General features: G+C 70.6%; 19 protein-coding genes. 13 read left to right on the top strand and 6 right to left on the bottom strand.

Annotation, left to right across the window (positions count from 1 at the left end; all coding sequences use genetic code 11):
- Positions 1–38: 38 nt before the first annotated feature.
- Positions 39–2,057 carry a vWA domain-containing protein gene (locus tag AC3DE3_RS14870; RefSeq protein WP_488370476.1) on the top strand — a complete coding sequence of 673 codons (2,019 nt, stop codon included), beginning with the start codon at positions 39–41 and terminating at the stop codon, positions 2,055–2,057.
- A 206-nt stretch (positions 2,058–2,263) separates the two neighbouring features.
- Here the strand turns inward: AC3DE3_RS14870 and AC3DE3_RS14865 are convergent, their stop codons facing one another.
- The 5 genes from AC3DE3_RS14865 to AC3DE3_RS14845 form a co-directional block, all read right to left on the bottom strand.
- The gene (locus AC3DE3_RS14865; protein ID WP_488370475.1) at positions 2,264–2,923 is read right to left on the bottom strand and encodes a class I SAM-dependent methyltransferase; all 660 of its coding nucleotides are present in this window, start codon (positions 2,921–2,923) and stop codon (positions 2,264–2,266) included.
- 24 nt (positions 2,924–2,947) lie between these two features.
- The gene (locus AC3DE3_RS14860; RefSeq protein ID WP_396119495.1) at positions 2,948–3,346 is read right to left on the bottom strand and encodes a carboxymuconolactone decarboxylase family protein; all 399 of its coding nucleotides are present in this window, start codon (positions 3,344–3,346) and stop codon (positions 2,948–2,950) included.
- Positions 3,343–4,302, bottom strand: a complete 960-nt coding sequence (locus tag AC3DE3_RS14855; RefSeq protein WP_488370559.1) for an NAD(P)-dependent oxidoreductase — start codon at positions 4,300–4,302, stop codon at positions 3,343–3,345. The genes AC3DE3_RS14860 and AC3DE3_RS14855 overlap by 4 nt, the downstream gene beginning before the upstream one ends.
- Before the next feature lie 29 nt (positions 4,303–4,331).
- Positions 4,332–5,084: an SDR family oxidoreductase gene (locus tag AC3DE3_RS14850; RefSeq protein ID WP_260488477.1), complete on the bottom strand. Its 753-nt coding sequence runs from the start codon at positions 5,082–5,084 to the stop codon at positions 4,332–4,334.
- A gap of 109 nt (positions 5,085–5,193) precedes the next feature.
- On the bottom strand, positions 5,194–6,669 hold the full coding sequence (locus tag AC3DE3_RS14845; RefSeq protein WP_260488476.1) for an aldehyde dehydrogenase: 1,476 nt from the start codon (positions 6,667–6,669) through the stop codon (positions 5,194–5,196).
- 88 nt (positions 6,670–6,757) lie between these two features.
- Here AC3DE3_RS14845 and AC3DE3_RS14840 point away from each other — a divergent pair, with 88 nt between their 5' ends.
- The 9 genes from AC3DE3_RS14840 to AC3DE3_RS14800 all read left to right on the top strand — a co-directional run bounded on the left by AC3DE3_RS14840 (position 6,758) and on the right by AC3DE3_RS14800 (position 15,434).
- Positions 6,758–7,330, top strand: a complete 573-nt coding sequence (locus tag AC3DE3_RS14840; RefSeq protein WP_260488475.1) for a TetR/AcrR family transcriptional regulator — start codon at positions 6,758–6,760, stop codon at positions 7,328–7,330.
- 8 nt (positions 7,331–7,338) lie between these two features.
- Entirely contained in the window at positions 7,339–8,556 is a 1,218-nt protein-coding gene (locus tag AC3DE3_RS14835; protein ID WP_488370474.1) for a cytochrome P450, read from the top strand.
- Positions 8,553–9,347, top strand: a complete 795-nt coding sequence (locus AC3DE3_RS14830) for an SDR family oxidoreductase (protein WP_488370473.1) — start codon at positions 8,553–8,555, stop codon at positions 9,345–9,347. Before AC3DE3_RS14835 ends, AC3DE3_RS14830 begins: the two co-directional genes overlap by 4 nt.
- A 92-nt stretch (positions 9,348–9,439) precedes the next feature.
- Positions 9,440–10,738 carry a cytochrome P450 gene (locus AC3DE3_RS14825; protein ID WP_260489169.1) on the top strand — a complete coding sequence of 433 codons (1,299 nt, stop codon included), beginning with the start codon at positions 9,440–9,442 and terminating at the stop codon, positions 10,736–10,738.
- The gene (locus AC3DE3_RS14820; protein ID WP_488370472.1) at positions 10,738–10,989 is read left to right on the top strand and encodes a ferredoxin; all 252 of its coding nucleotides are present in this window, start codon (positions 10,738–10,740) and stop codon (positions 10,987–10,989) included. Before AC3DE3_RS14825 ends, AC3DE3_RS14820 begins: the two co-directional genes overlap by 1 nt.
- 1 nt (position 10,990) lies before the next feature.
- Complete coding sequence (locus AC3DE3_RS14815; RefSeq protein WP_488370471.1) at positions 10,991–11,566, top strand: nuclear transport factor 2 family protein; 576 nt, start codon at positions 10,991–10,993, stop codon at positions 11,564–11,566.
- A gap of 5 nt (positions 11,567–11,571) precedes the next feature.
- Complete coding sequence (locus AC3DE3_RS14810; protein WP_488370470.1) at positions 11,572–12,846, top strand: hypothetical protein; 1,275 nt, start codon at positions 11,572–11,574, stop codon at positions 12,844–12,846.
- Between the two features lie 75 nt (positions 12,847–12,921).
- Complete coding sequence (locus AC3DE3_RS14805; protein ID WP_488370469.1) at positions 12,922–14,562, top strand: AMP-binding protein; 1,641 nt, start codon at positions 12,922–12,924, stop codon at positions 14,560–14,562.
- Positions 14,559–15,434 (top strand): SDR family NAD(P)-dependent oxidoreductase, encoded by an 876-nt coding sequence (locus AC3DE3_RS14800; protein ID WP_260488469.1) that lies wholly within the window; start codon positions 14,559–14,561, stop codon positions 15,432–15,434. Before AC3DE3_RS14805 ends, AC3DE3_RS14800 begins: the two co-directional genes overlap by 4 nt.
- A 111-nt stretch (positions 15,435–15,545) precedes the next feature.
- Here the strand turns inward: AC3DE3_RS14800 and AC3DE3_RS14795 are convergent, their stop codons facing one another.
- Positions 15,546–17,282, bottom strand: coding sequence for an AMP-binding protein (locus tag AC3DE3_RS14795; RefSeq protein ID WP_260488468.1), 1,737 nt, complete (start codon positions 17,280–17,282; stop codon positions 15,546–15,548).
- 208 nt (positions 17,283–17,490) lie between these two features.
- On the opposite strand from AC3DE3_RS14795, the gene AC3DE3_RS14790 reads away from it, so the two are divergent.
- Genes AC3DE3_RS14790 through mmsB form a run of 3 tightly spaced genes read left to right on the top strand, consistent with a single transcriptional unit; the run spans position 17,491 to position 21,107 of the window.
- Positions 17,491–19,017, top strand: coding sequence for a CoA-acylating methylmalonate-semialdehyde dehydrogenase (locus AC3DE3_RS14790; RefSeq protein WP_260488467.1), 1,527 nt, complete (start codon positions 17,491–17,493; stop codon positions 19,015–19,017).
- 27 nt (positions 19,018–19,044) lie between these two features.
- A complete protein-coding gene (locus AC3DE3_RS14785; RefSeq protein WP_260488466.1) occupies positions 19,045–20,208 on the top strand; it encodes an acyl-CoA dehydrogenase family protein in 1,164 nt (387 codons plus the stop codon).
- A gap of 2 nt (positions 20,209–20,210) precedes the next feature.
- On the top strand, positions 20,211–21,107 hold the full coding sequence (gene mmsB, locus AC3DE3_RS14780; RefSeq protein WP_260488465.1) for a 3-hydroxyisobutyrate dehydrogenase: 897 nt from the start codon (positions 20,211–20,213) through the stop codon (positions 21,105–21,107).
- The last annotated feature ends 11 nt before the right edge of the window (positions 21,108–21,118 follow it).

Here is a 21,118-nt window from a genome sequence, read left to right as displayed (position 1 = left end):
GCCCGGTGGCCGTGGGCCGCCGGCACAGGAGGTGCGCGATGTCGCGACCGGAACCCCGCGCCCGCTACGGGCGCTACGTCGGCGGGCCGGACCCGCTCGCGCCCCCACTCGACCTGTCCGAGGCGCTCGACGCGGTATCCGAGGGAGTCATGGCCGGGTACTCCCCGGAGCAGTCCATGCGGGAGTTCCTCCGCAGCGGCGGCCGCGACCAGACGGGCCTCGACGAGTTGGCCGGTCGGGTCCAGCGTCGTCGCCGCGAACTGCTCCAGCGGAATCGTCTGGGCGGCACTCTCGACCAGATCTCCCAGCTGCTCGACGAGGCGTTGCTCGCCGAGCGCGGGCAACTCGCACGCGACACCGCGATGGACCCGATGGACCGCACCCTGCGGGAGATGACCATCGAGAGCCTGCCCGACTCGCCCGCCGCCGCGGTGGGGGAGCTCAAGGACTACGACTGGGCCTCCTCCGACGCACGCGAGGCCTACCGCAGGATCCAGGACCTCATGGGTGCCGAGGTGCTCGACGCCCGCTTCGCCGGGATGAAGCAGGCACTGGAGAACGCGACCGACGCCGACCGCGCCGCGGTCTCGGAGATGCTGTCGGACCTCACCGATCTACTCGACAAGCACGCGCGCGGGCAGGACACCCCCGAGGACTTCCGTGAATTCATGGACAAGCACTCCGACGCGTTCCCGGAGCAGCCGGAGAACGTCGAGGAGCTGATCGACACCCTCGCCAGGAGAGCGGCGGCCGCCCAGCGGATGATGCGCTCGATGACCCCGGAGCAGCGCGAAGAGCTCATGGCACTGTCGCAACAGGCGTTCGGCTCGCCCGAACTGATGGAGCAACTCGGCCGGCTCGACGGGCTGTTGCAGTCCCTGCGTCCGGGCGAGGACTGGGACGGCTCCGAGGACTTCGAGGGGTCCGAGGGGCTGGGGATGTCCGACGGGACCTCGGCGATGGCCGAAATCGGGGACCTGGACCGGCTCGCCGAGCAGTTGTCACGGAGTGACCGGTCCCCGTTGTCCGAACTCGACCTGGAGGCCGTGGCCCGCCATCTCGGGCGCGAGGCGGCGGTGTCCGTGCAGACCCTCGCGCGGCTCGAGCAGCAGATGCGTGAGTCGGGCTACCTGAGCCGCCGGCCGGACGGGGACCTCAGACTCTCCCCGTCCGCGTTGCGCAAGCTCGGCAGGTCCCTGCTCCGCGACGCCGCGCAGCGGCTGTCCGGACGGACCGGGGCGCGCGAGACCCGGCTGTCGGGGGCCGCGGGGGAGCAGACGGGATCGAGCCGCGAATGGGAGTTCGGCGACGTCGAGTCGTGGGACGTGCCCAGGACGGTGGGCAACGCGATCTCCCGCATCGCCGCCGAGGGAGGTGACCCGGGGACGGGGGTCCGGCTCCTGCCGGAGGACATCGAGGTCCGCGAGACCGAGGCCCGCACCCAGGCCGCCGTGGCGTTGCTCGTGGACACGTCGTTCTCCATGGCCATGGAGGGGCGCTGGGTGCCGATGAAGCGGACGGCCCTGGCGCTACACCACCTGGTGAGCACCCGCTTTCGGCAGGACCGGCTGCAGCTCATCTCGTTCGGCCGCTTCGCCCAGACCCGGACCGTCGAGGACCTGCTCGCCCTGGACGCGCAGTACGAGGCAGGGACGAATCTGCACCACGCGCTGCTCCTGGCGGGGCGGTACTTCCGGGAGCACCCGACGATGCAGCCCGTGCTGCTCATCGTCACCGACGGCGAACCCACCGCCCACCTGCTCAGCGGCGGTGATCCGTGGTTCGCCTACCCGCCGGACCCCGACACCATCCGCACCACGGTGGACGAGCTGGACCGGGTTGCGCGCTTCGGGGCCCAGACCACGTTCTTCCGACTGGGCGACGACCCGGGGTTGTCCCGGTTCCTCGATGCCCTCGCCCGGCGGGTCGACGGCACGGTGGTCGCGCCGGACGTCGACGACCTCGGGGCGGCCGTGGTGGGCCGGTTCCTGCACTCGCGGCGCGGCCGGCCCTCGCCAGGGGACGCCTGGAACGCCGGCGGCCGCTGGGCCGTGTGAGCCCGCCTGTGGACCCGGCCCATCCGTCACCCGGCCTGTACACCCCGCCCGGCCCTTCCGCCGCCCGGACCACCCCGCAGACAACGAGATCCGCTACTCTCCCGCCGGATCCGCTACCCGTATCGGGGTAGCGGATCCGGCTTCGGAGTAGCGGATCTGACGAGGGCGCGGCGAGGGCGCGTCGAGGGCGCGGCGAGGGCGCTCGGTCAGGGCATCGGCGCGCCGACCTCGCCGGAGTCGCGGCGCAGCACGCGCAGCGAATCCACGGCGCGGACCTCGGTGAACTGGCCCGACTCCAGGGCGCGGCAGTAGATCTCGTACGGGGGACGGCCACCGTCCTCCGGGTTCGGGAACACGTCGTGGATGAGCAGCGCACCGCCGATCTGCACCCAGGGGGCCCAGCCCTCGTAGTCGGCCTGCGCCGCCTCGGAGGAGTGGCCACCGTCGATGAACACGAACGACGCGGGCTTGCCCCAGACGCGCGCCACCTGGGTGGACGTGCCCACCGCGGCGGTCACCACGTCGTCGAGTCGGGCGTCCCACATGGTGTGCCGGAACGCACCGAGCGTCTCGAGGCGGCTGGTGTGCGGGTCCACCAGGGTGGTGTCGTGGTACTCCCAGCCGGGCTGGTGCTCCTCGGAGCCCCGGTGGTGGTCGACGGTGACGATGCTGCCACCGGTCACGCGGGCGGCGGCGCCGAGGAACACGGTGGAGCGGCCACAGTAGGTGCCGATCTCCACACCCACGCCGTCACCGAGGAACTCACAGGCGATCTCGTACAGGGTGGTGCCCTCCTCCAGCGGCATGAAGCCGGGGGCGGCGAGCGCTACGGCGAGCAGCGCGGGCTCGATCTCGGGTGCGGTCATGGAAGTCAACCTATCGCCCGACCCTCAGCCCTCGGCGCGGCGGGCGGCTTTGCGGGCGCGCGCCACGTGCGGACCCACCACGTTTCCGAGCTTCGTCCCGTTGGGCCAGCCGGCGTAGTAGCAGAGGAAGAGCACGATCTCCTCCAACTCCTCAGGGGTCAGCTCGTCGTTGCCGAGCGCCGCGCCCACCTGGATGTCCGCGATGTCGGTGTTGCCCTGGGCGGTCAGCGCCCCCAGGAGGAGCAGTCGGCGATCGCGGTGGCTCAGGCCCGGGCGGGACCAGATCCTGCCGAACAGGTGATCAGCCGTCTCGGCGAAGTAGTCACCCGGCCCGTCGGACATCTCGAAGCCGTACACCTCCGTCATCATGGCCAATCCGTGCTCGCGCTCCGGGCTCATCCCGGTGTCCGCGGTGTCGCTCATCGGTCCTCCTCGTCGTCGTCGTGGTCTCGTCCGTTCCCCGCGGCACCGTCGGACGCGTCGACGGCCGCGCGGCGGGCGAGCTCGCCCGGACCCACACCGAACCCGGTGCCCAGGTCGCGCAGTGCGATCGACCCCAGGGGCAGGTCGACGCCCAGCCGATCGGCCAGGCCCAGGGCCAGGGAGAGGTCTTTTTCTCCCAGGCCACGGACGTGGGTGAACACGCCGTGCCAGAAATCGTCGGCCGCGATCGGCGCGGTGGTGTCGCGCAGCATCACGGCCCCGGCGCCGCCGGTGATGGCGTCGGTGTGGCGGACCACCCGTCCCAGCTTGGTGATGTCTATGCCCGCGGCCTCGGCCAGCCTGGAGGCCTCCGCGGTCGCGGTGAAGGAGATGAAGTGCAGGAGGTTGCGGGCCAGCTTCATCCGCGTGCCCGCGCCCACCTCTCCGGCGTGGACGGGCATGCCCGCCCACAGCGCGAACACCGGCTTGCACGCCTCGTAGACCTCGCGCGGCGCGCCGACCATCACCGCGAGCTGACCGGATTCCGCACCCTGCGCTCCGCCGGACACCGGCGCGTCCACCAGGTGGACGCCGGCGGTCGCACACACCTCGGCCAGCTCTACGGCCGTCGAGTCGGCGATGGTGGAGTGGACCGCGATCACGGTCCCCGGTGCGGCGGTGCGCAGGATCCCCTCGGGGCCGTCGACGACGTCACGCACCTGGGCGTCGTCGAGCACCGTCACAGACACCAGCCGCGCCGTGCGGGCCACCTCGGCGCCGGTCGCGGCTGCGGAGGCCCCCTCTGCGACGAACGGCTCGGTCGCCTCGGGGCGCACGTCGCACACCACGAGCCCGCCCGGCCAGGTCAGTAGCCGCTTCGCGATGGGTGCGCCCATGTTGCCCAGCCCGATGAACCCGACCGGGGCGGGGGAGTCCCCGGGCGTGCCGGGGCCGATGCGCGCGGCGTCCGTGTCCTGGTGTCCGCTCACGACCTGATGACCTGTCCGCCGTCGACGTTGAAGATCTGTCCGGTGATCCAGGACGCCTCGTCCGACAGCAGGAACAGCAGCATCCCGACCAGGTCCTCCGGCTGGCCCATGCGCTTGATGGGCAGCTTGTCGACCATCTCCTTGACGATCGACTGCGGGGTCGACGAGCGGTTGGCCTCGGTGTCGATCGGCCCGGGAGCGATGGCGTTGATCCGGATGTTCGATCCGCCCAGCTCGGTGGCGAGCTGCTGGGTGAGGCCGTTGACGCCGACCTTGGCCAGGCCGTAGAAGCCCGAGTACAGCCACGCGGCGGTGGAGGACTGGTTGACGATCGCGCCACCGCCGGCGGCGGCCATCTTCTCCCAGCAGGCGCGGACCATGAGCAGCTGACCGTTCAGGTTCACCGACATGAACTTCTCGTAGTAGTCCCACGGCACGGTGATGAGGAAGTCGAGCTTCATGCCGCCGAAGATCGCGGCGTTGTTGACCAGGATGTCCAGCCGGCCGAACTTCTCGACCGCGGCCTCGGCGCAGGCGTTCGCCGACTCCGGGTCGGAGACGTCCGTGTGCTGGAAGACCGCCTGGCCGCCCGCGGCGACGATGTCCGCGGCGACGCGCTCCCCGTTCTCGGTCGACACGTCGGCGACCACCACGTTCGCGCCCTCGGCGGCCAGCGCCTTGGCGTACTCCTCGCCGATGCCGCCGGCGGCTCCGGTCACGATGGCGGTCTTACCGTCGAAACGTCCCATGTCGTGTGTCTCTTCCTGTCGGTGGGGTCGTGCTGGTGGGTGGTGCGGGCCGGGATGCCCGGGTGCCGGGGTGCCCGGGCTGTCCGAGCTGTCCGGGCTGTCCGGGGACTCAGGCCGGGGTGGCGACGGACTTGATCTCGAGGTACTCCTCGAACCCCTCGCGACCCATCTCGCGGCCGATGCCGGACTGCTTGTAACCGCCGAACGGCACGTCGGCCCCGTACCACTGGCCGCCGTTGACGCCGAGGGTGCCGGTGCGGATGCCTGCGACGACCTTCTCGATCCGCTCGGGGTCGGTGCCCCACACCGCGCCGGACAACCCGTAGGGGGAGTCATTGGCGATACGGATGGCGTCGGCGTCACCGTCGTGCGGAATCACCACGAGAACGGGGCCGAAGATCTCCTCCTGTGCCACGCGTGCCGAGTTGTCCAGGCCGGAGATGAGGGTCGGCTCCACCCAGAACCCGCGCTCCATGCCCTCACCGGTGGGGCGGCCGCCGCCGATCTCGATGGTCCCGCCCTCCTGGCGCGCCAGGGCGATGTAGCCCTCGATGCGCTCGCGCTGGACGGCGGAGATCACCGGGCCGCAGAACGCGCCGGGATCGTTGGGGTCCTTCGGGGCGAATGCCGCCATGGCGCCCTTGGCCGCCTCGACGGCCTCGTCGTACCTCTCCCGGGGCACGACGAGGCGCGTGGTCAGCGCGCAGCCCTGGCCGGCGTGCGTGCAGGCGTTGAGGGCCGTCATGAAGCAGGCGGATCCGAGGTCGGCGTCGTCGAGGACCACCGCCGCGGACTTGCCGCCGAGCTCGAGGAAGACCTTCTTCAGCGTCTCGGCGGCGGCGGCCATGATCTTCTTGCCGGTCGCGGTGGATCCGGTGAAGGAGACCAGATCGACGCGCGGGTCCGTGGTCAACTGCTCGCCGAGACCGTGATCGGACGACGACACCACGTTGAGCACGCCGGCGGGGATGTCCGTCTCCTCGGCGGCGATCCGGGCCACGGCCGCGGCGATGAGCGGAGTGTCGGGGGCGGGCTTGAGCACCACCGTGCAGCCGGCGGCCAGCGCGGGGCCGATCTTGGCGAAGTTGATCTGGTTGGGGAAGTTCCACGGGGTGATGGCGCCGACCACGCCGACCGCCTCGCGCCGGGTCGAGCGGTTGGAGCGCACGCCCATGATCTCGGATTCGCCGAGCTCGGTGACCCACTGGTAGGAGTCCACCAGGTCGGCGAGCCAGCCCAGGTCCGCCACGGGTCCCTCCAGCTGGGGCCCGGTCGTGAACATGTGGGGTGCACCGACCTCGGCGATGGTCAGCGCGCGCAACTCCTCGATGTGGCCCTGCAGTGCGTCGCGCAGCTGGCGCAGGCACCGCGCGCGGAACGCGTGGTCGGTGGACCAGTCGGTCGTGTCGAACGCGGCGCGCGCGGCGGCGATGGCCGCGTCCATGTCCTCGTGCCCGGCGTCGGCGGCGCGGCCGATGATCTCCTCCGTGGCGGGGTTGAGGACGTCGAACGAGGCGCCTCCGGTCGCGGGTCGCAGCTCACCGCCGATCAGCAGGGGGGCGGTGTCGGTGATGCTCGTCGTCACGTGGAGCCTTCCGTCGCAGTGGGGCGGTATGTCTGGGGTGGACAGCTGTCTAGACGATAGTCCGGACGGTGGTGTACTGTCCAGACACATGTCCAGTGATCTTCGGTTCGAATCGACGCGGCGCAGGCTCAACGGCCAGCAGGCCGAGACCGTCGACCGCCTGACCAGCGCGGCGGTCGAGGTGCTGCGGGAGAAGGGGCCCGGGGGCCTGGCCGTCCGGGCCGTGGCCGCCAGGGCGGGCGTGGCGCCGGCGACGGCCTACACCTACTTCTCCTCGAAGGGGCACCTCATCGCCGAGGTGTTCTGGCGTCGACTGGACGACCACGTGACCCGGGAGGCCGACGGCGGCTCCACGGCGGACCGGGTGGTGGCGGTGCTGCGCGACGTCGCGCTCCTGCTCGCCGACGAGCCCGAACTGTCGTCCGCGGTCACCGCGGCCCTGTTGGGCGACGACCCCGAGGTCTCCCATCTGCGGGTCCGGATCGGCGCCGACATCCGCCGTCGCCTGGTGGCGGCGCTGGGGGAGGAGAACGACGACGAGGTCGTCAGTGCGCTGGAGATGGTCTACGCCGGCGCCCTCGTCCGGGCGGGGATGGGCTACGGCTCCTACTCCGACATGGCAGACGCGATCGAATCCGCAGCACGACTGATCCTGAGGTGACACCCGAGATGACCACCGCGACACCCGCTCCGCTCGTGTTCAGCCCGTACGACTACGCGGTGCACGAGGACCCGTATCCGTTCTACGCACGTCTGCGCGCGGAGGCGCCCGTCTATCACAACCCGGAACTGGACTTCTGGGCACTGAGCAGGCACGCCGACGTGCGTGAGGCGTTCCGCGCCCCGGACGTCTTCTCCAACGCGATGGGGGTCTCGCTGGACCCGGCCGCGTACGGGCCGCACGCCTACAAGACGATGTCGTTCCTCGCGATGGACGATCCCCGGCACGCCCGCCTGCGCAAACTGGTGAGCAAGGGGTTCACGTCCAGGCGGGTGGACGCACTGTCCGAGGGGATCTCGAAGATCTCGCGGCAGTACTGGGACGAGTGCCTGGCGCGGTCCCGCGACGGTGAGACCTTCGACTTCGTCGACGACTACGCCGGCAAGCTGCCCATGGACGTCATCTCCGACCTGATGGGCGTGCCCGAGGTGGACCGGGCGGAACTGCGCCGCCTGGCCGACCTCGTCATGCACCGCGAGGAGGGCGTGCAGGACGTACCCCAGGACTCCATGGTGGCGGCCCTCGACCTCATCACCTACTACCAGGGGATGGTCGCCGACCGGCGCCGGGAAAGGACCGACGACCTCACCTCCGCGCTGCTCGACGCCGAGATCGACGGGGAGAAGCTGGACGACGACGAGATCCTGTCGTTCCTGTTCCTCATGGTGGTCGCGGGCAATGAGACCACCACCAAGCTGCTGGCCAACGCGCTGTTCTGGGGCCACGAGCATCCCGGGCAGTCACGCTCCGTCCTCGACGATCCGGCCCTGGCGCCGGCATGGGTGGAGGAGACGCTGCGTTTCGACACCTCCAGCCAGATGGTCCTGCGCACCACCACGGAGGCGGCCACGGTGCGGGGCGTCACGATCCCCGCCGACCAGAAGGTCCTGTTGCTCATCGGGTCCGCGAACCGCGACGAGGAGGTCTTCGACAACGGGGACACGTTCGACCTCGCGCGCGACACGACGGCCAGCCTCAGCTTCGGCCAGGGACCCCACTTCTGCCTCGGCGCGCACCTCGCCCGGCTCGAGGGCCGCATCGCACTGGACATGATCGCCCGCACGATCACCGGGTACGAGTTGCTCCCCGGGGCCGAGCGCGTCCACTCCTCCAATGTCCGCGGGTTCGCCCACCTGCCCATGCGGGTCGAGGTGGCGGGTCGATGAGCCTGCGTTTCCCCACCCATCCGGACGCCTGCGGGCGCCCCGCCCTGGTCACCGGCGCCTCGTCCGGCATCGGCCGCGCGACCGCCGAGGCCCTCGCCGCCCTCGGGCACCCCGTCGTCGTGGGCGCGCGCCGCGCCGATCGGCTCGATGACCTCGTCACGGCCATCCGCGAGGCAGGGGGAGAGGCCACGGCCCGTCCCGTCGACGTCACGGACGCCGACTCGGTCGCCGGTTTCGTCGCCGCGGCCGCGGACGCCTACGGTCCTCCCGAGGTGCTGGTCTCCAGTGCGGGGAGCCTGAAGATGGCACGGGTGTGGGAGATGGACCCGGCCGACTTCGCCGCCCAGCTCGACATCCATCTGCTCTCCGTCCACCGCCTGCTCCACGCGGTGCTGCCCGGCATGATCGACCGCCGCCGCGGGGACGTGGTGGTCATCGGCTCCGACGTCGCCTACACGGCCCGCCCCCGCTCCGGCGCGTACGTCGCGGCCAAAGCCGGCCTCGAGACCATGACCAAGCAGGCCCGTAGGGAGCTCGAGGGCACCGGTGTGCGGCTCGGCGTGGTCCGACCGGGACCCGTGATGACCGAGATGGGCACGGACTTCGACCGGGACACCGCCGAGGCCGTCATCAACGAATGGGTCCGGCACGGATTCGGCCGTCATCCCCGGATGTGCAAACCCGCCGACCTCGCGCGCGGGGTCACCGCCATGGTGTCCATGCCCCGCGGCGCCCAGATCACCGAGCTGGAGATCCAGCCGGAGGCCCCCATCGAGGAGGATTACTCGTGACCAGCATCGACAGTTCCACCGACGAGCCCATCGACTTCTCGACCCTCGAGGAGCCGCAGCGGGTGTCCGGCGGTGAAGGCGAACTCGGCCACATGGACGAGCTGCGCACCGACCCGATCAGTCTGTTCTGGCGGGTCCGGGAGGAGTGCGGCGACCTGGGTGTGTTCCGGATCGCCGACCGCGACATCTGCCTGGCCTCCGGCGCCGCGGCGAACGAGGCCTTCTTCCGGGCGCCCGACGAGGCGCTGGACCAGGCGGCCGCCTACCCGTTCATGACCCCCGTGTTCGGCGAGGGCGTCGTCTTCGACGCCAGCCCCGAGCGCCGCTCGGAGATGCTGCACAACACGGCCCTGCGCGGGGACCACATGCGTCAGCACGCCGTCACCATCCCCCACGAGGTCCAGCGCATGGTCGCGGAATGGGGCGACGAGGGCGAGATCGACCTGCTCGAGTGGTTCTCCGAGCTGACCATCTACACCTCGTCCGCGTGCCTCATCGGCCCCAAGTTCCGCGAGCAGCTCGACTCCCGGTTCGCGCACCTGTACCACGACCTGGAGCAGGGGACCGACCCCCACGCCTACATCGACGCCTACGCCGACATCCCCGCGTTCCGCAAGCGCGACGCGGCGCGCGCCGGGCTGGTCGAGCTCGTCTCGGCGATCATGGACGAGCGCGTCGCCAACCCGCCCGCCGACAAGGAGGACCGGGATCTGCTGGACGTGCTGGTCTCGGTCAAGGATCCCGACGGCACCCACAGGTTCACCCCTGACGAGGTCACCGGGATCTTCATCTCGATGATGTTCGCCGGGCACCACACCACCTCCGGGACGAGCGCGTGGATGCTCATCGAGCTGCTCAAGCACCCCGAGTACCTCGCCCGGGTCGTGGCGGAGCTCGACGAGGTCTACGCGGACGGCGCGGAGTACAGTTTCGGCGCACTCCGGCAGATGCCAAATGTGGAGAACGCCCTCAAGGAGACGCTGCGGCTGCACCCGCCGCTCATCATCCTCATGCGTGTCGCCCAGGAGGACGTGCGGATCGGTGACTACGTCGTCCACGCCGGCCAGACCGTCGCGGCCTCCCCGGCGGTGTCCAACCGGCTACCCGAGGACTTCCCCGACGCGGAATCGTTCGACCCGGACCGCTACGCCGAGCCGCGGCAGGAGGACATCGTCAACCGCTGGACCTGGATCCCCTTCGGCGCCGGCCGTCACCGCTGCGTGGGTGCGGCGTTCGCCCAGCTGCAGATCAAGGCCATCTTCTCGGTCCTGCTGCGGGAGTTCGAATTCGAGCTCGCCCAGCCGGCGGAGAGCTACCACAACGACCACTCCAAGATGGTCGTCCAGCTGGCCCAGCCCTGCACCGTCCGCTACCGCAGGAGGGCGCGCTGATGAGCGGGGGGAAGTCGCTGCGGGTGGAGGTCGACTTCGACCTGTGCCAGGCCCACGCCGAATGTCAGGCCGAGGCACCCGACTGGTTCACGGTGCCCAAGGGGTCCGAGGCCAAGGTGCGGGCCAAGCGGGGCGGGATCCCCGACGATCAACTCGAGGCCGTCAAGGCCGCCGTCAAGTACTGCCCGACGCAGGCGCTGCGCCTGGTCGACACCCCAGCCCCGACGCAAGAGAGCCCCAGGAGTGAGTGACGTGACCCGATACGACCGCGCCGAGATCGCCGAGTTCGTACAGCGCTGGATCGAAGCCAACGCGGTGTGCGAGCGCAACAAGGACTGGACGCCGCTGGCCGACTTCTACGCCGAGGACGCCACCTACGGGTGGAACTACGGCACCAAGGACGACTTCATGGCGGTCGGCCGCGACGAGATCCGCGACATCGCGCTCGGGCAGGAGATGGCCGGTCTCGACGGCTGGGAGTACCCGTACATCCGGACGATCATCGACCCCGAGACCGGGGACGTGTTGTGCCTGTGGAAGCAGATCGCGCGGGACACCGTCGACCCGAAGACGGGTGCGCCGTACGAGGTGCACGGGCTCGGCGGGTCGTGGTTCCTCTACAACGGCAACCAGCAGTGGGCGTGGCACCGCGACTTCTTCGACTTCGGCAACGTCGTCGACCTGTTCATGCGCATGTACGAGGCCGACGCGCTCACCGATTCCATGAAGAAGCGGTTCGAGGCGGCCGGCGACAAACCGGAGGGCTGGTACCGCATCGAGGACAGCCCGGCTCCGTTGTGGCCCGTCTCTTCCCCGGACGAGGTCTGAGCCCCGTGAGCGCCGCCTCGCCGCGCGATCCCCTCGAAGCCCTCGACCACGCCACCCTGGCGCGGCTCCTTCCCGACCTGCTGCTCATCGGCCAGCTCATCGACCGCGCCGGCATGCCGGCGCTGCTCGGCGAGTTCGGCGTCGACGGCATGCGGGACGTGGCGATAGAGGAGTGGCAGGCCGCCAGTCCGCACTACGCCCGTCGCATGAAAGACGCGTTGTCGATCACCGGGGACGGCGTCGCCGAGATCTTCAAGGGATTCCAGCTGGACGTCGGCGCCCCGCCGGAGTTCATGGACTTCCGGTACTCGGTGGCCGACCACGACAACGGTGAGTTCTGGCTGGATCACTGCGGCGCCCTCATGGATGTGGAGCCGATGGGCGACCGACTGGTTACCACGATGTGCCACGACATCGAGGACCCCACGTTCCCCGCCACCGCCCTCGCCACCAATCCCCACGCGATCGTCGAGCCCATCCACCGCCCTCCGCGTGCCCCGGAGGGCCGTACCCCGCACTGCCACTGGCGGGTGCGGATCGACCCGGAGACGGAGCCGTTCCCGGTGCCCGGACCCGCGCTCGAGTCCGCGTCGAGCCGGATCATCGACTTCCGGTTCGACCCCCCGGCGCCGCGGGACACCGCCGGCGAGGGCGCGCGCGACGACTATGCGGGACCGCTGCTGACGGACCTGGTCTTCTCCGAGTTCACCTCGGCGGCGCTCATCAGGATCATCCGCGAGGTCTATCTGCAGATGCACCTGCTCGCCGTGGGATTCCACCAGTCGGTGCGACGTCGGTCGGATACCGAGACCGCCGACCGGCTCCTGGCCTATCAGGCCACCGGCATCGCCGGGGTCGCAGCGGGACGGATCCGCGAGGTCCTGGGCGTGGGCTCCGACGCGCTCGGCCTCGCCACGGTGCTCGATCTGCATCCGATGGCCGGGCCGACCGCCTATACCGGTTTCTCGTCGGAGGTGTCCGCGGACGGTGCCGAGGTCACGGTCCGCTGGGACACCGCCGCCGACGGGTTCGCCGACGACACCTGGCTCCCGCTGCTCGCCCGGGACGGGCTCCGTCCGCTCGCCGCGGCCGCGCACGCGGTCGACCCGCACTGGACCGTGGAGCGAGTCCCGACGGACGGCTCGCATGTGGAGGCGGTCCTGCGGTTGGGCGACGAACCGGCGACGGAGGGCGAGGAGGTCGCCGTCACCCGCATCAGCACCGGCGCGGCGTTCACCTTCGGGCCCACCCGCACCCCGCTCCCCATCACGCCCGTCTGAGCCGACCCACCCGAAGAGCCGACCCCACCCGACGAGTCCGCTCCACCCGAGTAACCCGCCCCGGAGGACCCCGTAATGGCACACACCCTGGCAGATCTCTTCGAGCACGCGGTCGACGCGTACGGACGCGACCGACTCGCGGTGGTGGAGGGCGACCGCCGGCTCACCTACGCGGACCTGGAGGCCGAGGCCAACCGGTGGGCGGACGGGCTGGCCTCCCGGGGGGTGGGCCCCGGCGATCACGTGGCGATCCACCTGCGCAACGGGGTGGACTGCATCGCGCTGTTCCTCGGCGTCCTCAAACTCCGCGCCGTGCCCGTCAGCATCAACTACCGCTACGCGGGAACCGAGCTGGGGTACCTGTACGACTACTCCGACTCCTGCGCCCTGGTCTTCCATCGCGAGTTCACCCCGGCGGTGGCGGGTGCGGTCGGGGACGCGGAGCGGCTGCGTCACCTCATCGTGGTCGAGGACGGGTCCGGGGCGGGGGAGCTGCCGTCCGGCACGCTCGACGCCCGGGAGCTCCTCGCCGCGGCCTCGCCGGACCGGGCGCCGGTGGAACGCAGCGCGGACGACCTCTTCCTCGTCTTCACGGGCGGTACCACCGGCAAGCCGAAGGGCGTGATGTGGCGCCAGGAGGACCTGTGGCGCAGCCTCGGCGGGGGCAGCGACTACTACACCGGGGAGCCGGTACCCGACGAATACCACCAGTCCCGTGCCGGCCTGGGCGGGGACCCCGCGCGCTACCTCGTGCTGCTCCCGCTCATCCACACCTCCGGGCTCATGCCCTCGTTCACCGCGCTGTTCTCCGGGGGCACGTGCCACTACCTGCCGCACTTCCGGGCGGACGACGTGCTGGAGGAGATCGAGAGCGAGAAGATCCAGATCGTCGTCCTCGCCGGCGACGCCATGGTGCGGCCGATGCTGGAACGGATGCGCGGCACCGGTGCCGACACCTCGAGCGTGTTCATGGTCAGCTCCGGCGCGGCCCTGTTCTCGCCGTCGGTCAAGGCCGAACTCTTCGAGCTGCGCCCCGATCTCATGATCATGGACGCGTTCGGATCCTCCGAGAGCGGCTTCGGCGGCCTGGGAGTCGTGACGAAGGCGAACGTCGACGACGGGTCCCTGTTCACCGACCACGGCCCCCGCATCCCCCGGGGCAGCGGCCTGCAACTGGTGGACGACTTCGACGAGCCGCTGCCCGACGACTCCACCGAGATCGGCTGGATCGTCAAGGCCGGCTACCAGCCCAGTGGCTACTACAAGGACGCCGCCAAGTCGGCCGAGACGTTCCGCGAGATCGCCGGGACCCAGCGGGTCTTCACCGGCGACCGCGGCAGGTACGACGGCCCGGACACGATCATCATGCTCGGCCGGGGCAGCCAGGTGATCAACTCCGGTGGCGAGAAGATCTTCGCCGAGGAGGTCGAGTCGGCGCTCAAGGCCGCCGAGGGCGTGCAGGACGCCGTGGCGCTGGGCGTGCCGGACGAGAGGTTCGGCCACCGGGTCGGGGCGGTGCTCCAGTGGGATGACGGCCACACCGGTGACTTCGCGGCCCTGGAGGAGGCGCTGCGCGCGACCCTGGCGGGGTTCAAGATCCCGGTCGCGTTCTGGGTCGTCGACAAGGTGGAGCGGCACCCCAGCAGCAAGACGGACTACGGGTGGGCCAAGCGGGTCCTCGCCGACCGCGGGCCCGACCACGACCGCCGGCAGTGACCGCGCTCCACCTGGCCGGGCGGGCCTACGCCGTCACCGGATCCTCGCGCGGGATCGGGGCCGCGGTGGCCGAGGAACTGGCGGCCCGGGGTGCGGACGTCGTGCTCAACGGCCGGGATCCACGGGCGCTGGCCGAGCAGGTCGACGACCTCGCGGCACGGTCGACCGGCCGGATCCGCGGCGTCGCCGGGTCTGCGCACGAGCCCGCCGTGGCCGAGGAACTTCTCGCCCGGGCGAGGGAGGGGGACTCGGTCGTGGGCGGGCTCATCACGTGCGCCGGGGTGCCCGAACCGGCGGGGTCGTCGATCCTCACGGTGTCCCACGCCGACTTCGCCGACCTCATCGACGCCCACCTGGGCACGGTGTTCGCCCCGTGTCGCGTCTTCGCGCCTCACCTGGTGGAGGCGGGCTCGGGCGCGATCGTCACCACGTCGTCGTTCGCCTGGAAGGGCGACTACGGCGGAACCGGCTACCCGGCCGGGAAGGGCGCCGTGACGTCGCTGACCATGGCGATCGCGGCGGAACTGGCCGAGCACGGGGTCCGGGCGAACGTCGTGTGCCCCGGCGCGCGCACCCGCCTGTCCAGCGGTGAGGCCTACGAGGAGCAGATCCGGGACCTGGGCCGGCGGGGAATGCTCGACGAACTGAGCGTGGCCGGGGCACTGGACCCGGCGGGGCCGGAGTACGTCGCACCCCTCTACACCTATCTCGTCTCCGACCTCTCCGCGGGGATCACCGGCGGCGTCTTCGCCGGCTCGGGCGGCTTCATCGGACGATTCCCCACGCCGGAGGCGCAGATCCTGGCGTACCGCGATTTCCACTCGCATCCGCCCTGGACGCCCGAGGAGATCGACGGCCTCCTCCGGAGTTGAGCCGCGTCGGGACCTGCCCCGGGCGGATCCCGCCCGCGGACCGCGCACCGGACGGGGACGACCACCTCGTCGTCGTCGCCCGTCCTCGCACGCCCCGGACGGCGTCCACCGTCAGCGCAGTGCGTCCTCGCGGAACTCACCGGGGAAGTCCACCGACGGGCCGTTGTCGACCTCGCCCCGGCGCAGCTCCACCCGCCTGATCTTGCCGGAGATGGTCTTGGGCAGGTCGGTGAACTGCAGGCGCCGGACCCGCTTGTACCCGGCCAGATGGGTGCGCGAGTACTCGAAGATCTCGCGCGCCGTGTCCTCGGTGGGCTCCCACCCGCCGGCCAGGACGACGAAGGCCTTGGGCACGCTCAGCCGCACCGGGTCGGGGGAGGGGACGACGGCGGCCTCGGCGACGGCCGGGTGCTCGAGCAGCACCGATTCCAGCTCGAACGGCGAGATCCGGTAGTCGGAGGACTTGAACACGTCGTCGGTGCGCCCGACGTAGGTGATGTAGCCCTCCGTGTCCCGCGATCCCACGTCACCGGTGTGGTAGAAGCCGTCCGCGTAGGCGGCGTCGGTGCGCTCGGCATCACCGTGGTAACCGACCATCAGACCCAGCGGGCGGGGATCGAGGCGCAGGCAGATCTCGCCCTCCGCGCCGTCGCCGGCGACCTCCTGGCCGGTGGCCGGGTCGACCAGCACCACGTCGAAGCCGGGGCACGGGCGGCCCATCGAGCCGTCCTTGATGGGCTGGCCCGGGGTGTTGGCGATCTGCACGGTGGTCTCGGTCTGGCCGAACCCGTCGCGGATCGTCACCCCCCACGCGTCCCGGACCCGGCCGATGACCTCGGGGTTGAGCGGCTCGCCGGCGCCCACCGCCAGGCGGGGCGGGACCTGCAGCTGGGTCAGGTCGGCCTGGATGAGCATCCGCCACACGGTCGGGGGGCAGCACAGGCTGGTCACCCCGCAGCGGTCCATCTCGCGCATCATCGCCGTCGCGTCGAACCGCGAATAGTTGTAGATGAACACGCACGACCCGGCGATCCACGGGGTGAAGACGTTGGACCAGGCGTGCTTTGCCCAGCCGGGGGAGGAGACGTTGAGGTGGACGTCGCCGGGCTGCAGGCCGATCCAGTACATGGTCGACAGGTGGCCCGCGGGGTAGGAGGCGTGCGTGTGCTCGACGAGCTTGGGCTTGCTGGTGGTTCCTGAGGTGAAGTACAGCAGCAGTGTGTCGTCGGCGTGGGTGGTGTGGCTGGGCTCGAAGTCGGGCGAGGCGTCCATCGCGGCGGCCAGATCGGTCCAGCCCTCCGGCGCGCCACCCCGCTCGTCCCCGCCGACCGAGATCCGCTGGTAGTCGCCGGAGATGTCGGCGAAGCGCCCGGCCAACTCGGCGCGCGCGATCACGTGTTTGATCCCGCCGCGCGCGATGCGGTCCCGCAGGTCGCCCTCGGCGAGCAGGGTGGTGGCGGGGATGACCACGGCGCCGAGCTTGATCACGGCCAGCATGACGTCCCACAGCTCGACCTGGTTGGCGAGCATGAGCAGGATGCGGTCGCCGGGCCCGACGCCGCTGTCGCGTAGCCAGTTGGCCGTGCGGTCGGACCGGATCCGCATCTCGTCGAACGAGTACTTGGCCTCCGTGGGGGCCCCGCCGCCGTCGTGCTCCTCGACGATCCACAGTGCCGGGTCGTCGTTCCCCTCGGCCTGCACGTCGAACCAGTTCAGCGCCCAGTTCCACTCGTCGAGTTCGGGCCAGGCGAAACCGTCCCGCGCGGCGTCGTAGTCCTGCGCGTGCGCCTGGAGGAAGTCGCGGGCGGCGCGGAACCGGACGGTGGCCTCGGTGGGCAGCGGGGGCATGGATGCTCCTGTCGACGGAACGTGTGAGTGAGTCAGCTCACAGTAGGTCCGCGCCAGGGGGTGGCGGTACACCCGAAAGGGGAGGGTCCGGGGCCGATAGGGCCCCGGCTATGGATTACTAGGAGTTGCAAGTATATGGTGATGGGCATCACGGGACAGGGGTGAGCGGGCGAGAACAGCGCGCCGCCCCACTGAGGAAGGGACGTCCATGTCGGATCTCAGGCAGGTCGAGCACTACATCAACGGTAAGAGGGTCGCCGCGACGAGTGGTCGTACCCAGGAGGTGCTCAACCCGAGCACGGGCAAGGCCCAGGCAGTCGTGCCGCTGGCCACGACGGCCGAGGTCGACGAGGTCATCGCCAAGGCCGCGGCCGCCCAGAAGGCGTGGGCGGCGCAAAACCCGCAGAAGCGTGCCCGCGTGCTCATGCGGTTCGTGGACCTGGTCAACCAGAACATGGACGAGCTGGCCGAGCTGCTCGCGATCGAGCACGGCAAGACCACCCCGGACGCGAAGGGTGACATCCAGCGCGGCCTCGAGGTCGTGGAGTTCGCGATCGGCATCCCGCACCTGCTCAAGGGCGAGTTCACCGAGAACGCGGGCACCGGCGTCGACGTCTACTCCATGCGTCAGCCGCTCGGCGTGGTCGCCGGGATCACCCCCTTCAACTTCCCGGCCATGATTCCGCTGTGGAAGGCCGGCCCGGCCATCGCGTGCGGTAACGCCTTCGTCCTCAAGCCTTCCGAGCGGGACCCCTCCGTGCCGGTGCGCCTGGCCGAGCTGTTCACCGAGGCGGGCCTGCCGGACGGTATCTTCCAGGTCGTGCACGGCGACAAGGAGGCCGTGGACGCGATCCTGAACAACGACACGATCCAGGCCGTCGGCTTCGTCGGGTCCACCCCGATCGCGCAGTACATCTACGAGAACGCCGCCCGCACCGGCAAGCGCGCCCAGTGCTTCGGCGGCGCCAAGAACCACGCGATCATCATGCCGGACGCCGACATGGACCAGGTCGCTGACGCCCTGCTCGGCGCCGGTTTCGGTTCCGCCGGCGAGCGTTGCATGGCCATCTCGGTGGCCGTGCCGGTCGGCGAGGGCACGGCCGAGGCGCTGATCGCCAAGCTGCTGCCCAAGGTCAAGGAGCTCAAGGTCGGCCACAGCCACGACCCGCAGTCCGACTACGGCCCGCTGGTGACCCCCGAGTCCAAGGCCCGGGTGCTCGACTACATCGAGCAGGGCGAGAAGGCCGGCGCGGAGCTCCTCGTCGACGGGCGTGGAGTGGGCGCGTACACGGACAGCTTCAACGGTGAGGACATCTCCGGGGGATACTTCGTCGGCCCCACGCTGATGGACAAGGTCACCCCGGACATGAGCGTCTACACCGACGAGATCTTCGGGCCCGTCCTCGTGGTGGTCCACGCCAAGGACTTCGAGGAGGCCCTGAGCCTGCCCAACGACCACGAGTACGGCAACGGCGTGGCCATCTTCACCCGCGACGGCGACGCCGCCCGCGAGTTCGTCTCCCGCGTCCAGGTCGGCATGGTCGGCGTCAACGTGCCGATCCCGGTCCCGATCGCGTACCACACCTTCGGTGGCTGGAAGAAGTCCGGATTCGGCGACCTCAACCAGCACGGCCCCGAGTCGATCAAGTTCTACTCCAAGGTCAAGACCGTCACGCAGCGCTGGCCGTCGGGCATCAAGGACGGGGCCGACTTCAACATCCCCACGATGGACTGACCGGCTCGCCCCAGGAGAGGAACACCCATGTTCACCCTTGATGACGACGACAAGGTCATCGTCGACGCCGCACGCGACTTCTCGGACAAGCGGATCGGTCCCAAGGCGCAGGAGTGGGACGAGACCCACCACTTCCCCAAGGACGTCCTCCGCGAGGCCGCCGGGATGGGCATGGGCGCGATCTATGTCTCCGAGGAGGTCGGCGGCAGCGGGATGCGTCGACTGGACGGCGTGCGGATCTTCGAGCAGCTCGCGCGCGGGTGCCCGTCGGTGGCGGCGTACCTGTCCATCCACAACATGTGCGTGTGGATGGTCGACGAGTTCGGCACCGACGAGCAGCGCCGGCAGTGGATCCCCCAGCTGGCCTCGCTCGAGAAGTTCGCCAGCTACTGCCTCACCGAGCCGGGCGCCGGGTCGGACGCGGCGGCGCTGCGCACCAAGGCGGTCCGCGACGGTGACCACTACGTGCTCAGCGGCACCAAGCAGTTCATCTCCGGGGGCGGCCAGTCGGACGTCTACCTGGTGATGGCCCGGACCGGGGAGGCCGGCCCCAAGGGCATCTCGGCGTTCCTGGTCCCGGCCGACTCGGACGGGCTGAGCTTCGGCCCCGACGAGCGGAAGATGGGCTGGAACGCCCAGCCGACCGCGCAGGTGATCATGGAGGGCGTCCGGGTCCCGGCCGCCAACCTCATCGGCGGCGCGGACACCGGCGGGGAGGGGCTCGGCTTCACCATCGCGATGCGTGGACTCAACGGCGGGCGCATCAACATCGCCGCCTGCTCGCTGGGTGGGGCCCAGGAGGCGTACTCGCGGGCCGTGGCACACGTGCGGGACCGCGAGGCGTTCGGCGGTGCGCTCATCGACGAGCCGACCATCCGGTTCACCCTCGCCGAGATGGCCACCGAGCTGGAGGCGAGTCGGCTCATGCTGTGGCGCGCCGCCGCGGCGCTGGACGCCAAGGAACCCGACCACGTCGAGCTGTGTGCTATGGCGAAGCTGTTCGTCACCGACCGGTGCTTCGACATCGCCGACCGGTCGCTGCAGTTGTTCGGCGGCTACGGGTATCTATCCGAATACGGAATCGAGAAGATCGTGCGGGATCTGCGGGTGCACCGCATCCTTGAGGGCACGAACGAGATCATGCGCGTCGTCGTCGGCAGGGCCGTCGCCGCGCGCGGACTGGGAGCGTAGGAATGACCAACGAACTGCCGACCGTCGCTTTCCTCGGGCTGGGCAACATGGGCGGTCCCATGGCGGCCAATCTGGTCGGTGCCGGCCACGAGGTCCGCGGTTTCGACCCGGTCCCCGCCGCGCAGGAGGCCGCGCGATCGGCCGGTGTGACCGTCTGCGAGACGCCGGCCGAGGCGGTCCGCGGGGCCGGGGTCGTCATCACGATGCTCCCCAACGGCGCGCTGGTCACCTCCACCTACGAGGACGTCCTGGGGGAGGCGGAGCGGGGAACCCTGTTCATCGACTCGTCCACCATCTCGGTCGACGACGCCCGGGCGGTGCACGCCAAGGCCGTCGAGGCGGGGATGCTCCAGGTGGACGCCCCGGTCTCCGGCGGTGTCAAGGGCGCGACCGCGGGGACGCTGGCGTTCATGGTGGGCGGCGAGGACGAGGCGTTCGCCGCCGCACAGCCGGTGCTCGAGCCCATGGCGGGCAAGGTCATCCACTGCGGCGCGGCGGGGGCCGGTCAGGCCGCCAAGGTCTGCAACAACATGGTGCTGGCCGTGCACCAGATCGCGATCGGCGAGGCGTTCGTGCTCGCCGAGCGGCTGGGGCTCGAGCACCAGGCCTTGTACGACGTCGTCACGGGGGCGACCGGCAACAGCTGGGCGCTGCACACCAACTGCCCCGTGCCCGGCCCGGTGCCCACGTCGCCGGCCAACAACGACTTCGCGCCCGGCTTCGCCACGGCCCTGATGAACAAGGACCTGGGACTGGCCCTGGCGGCGTTGGAGAGCACCGGTACGGTCGCGCCGCTCGGTGCGGCGGCCGCGGCCCTGTACGACGAGTTCGCACAGGACAACGGTGGCAAGGACTTCAGTGCCATCATCACCAGCATCCGCGATTCCGCGCGGAGCTGACCGCCTCCACT

This window comes from Dietzia sp. IBK-p2-16D (genome assembly GCF_057773085.1).
Note: the sequence above shows the minus strand (reverse complement) of the source record. Positions and strands in the feature narration are given on the sequence as shown.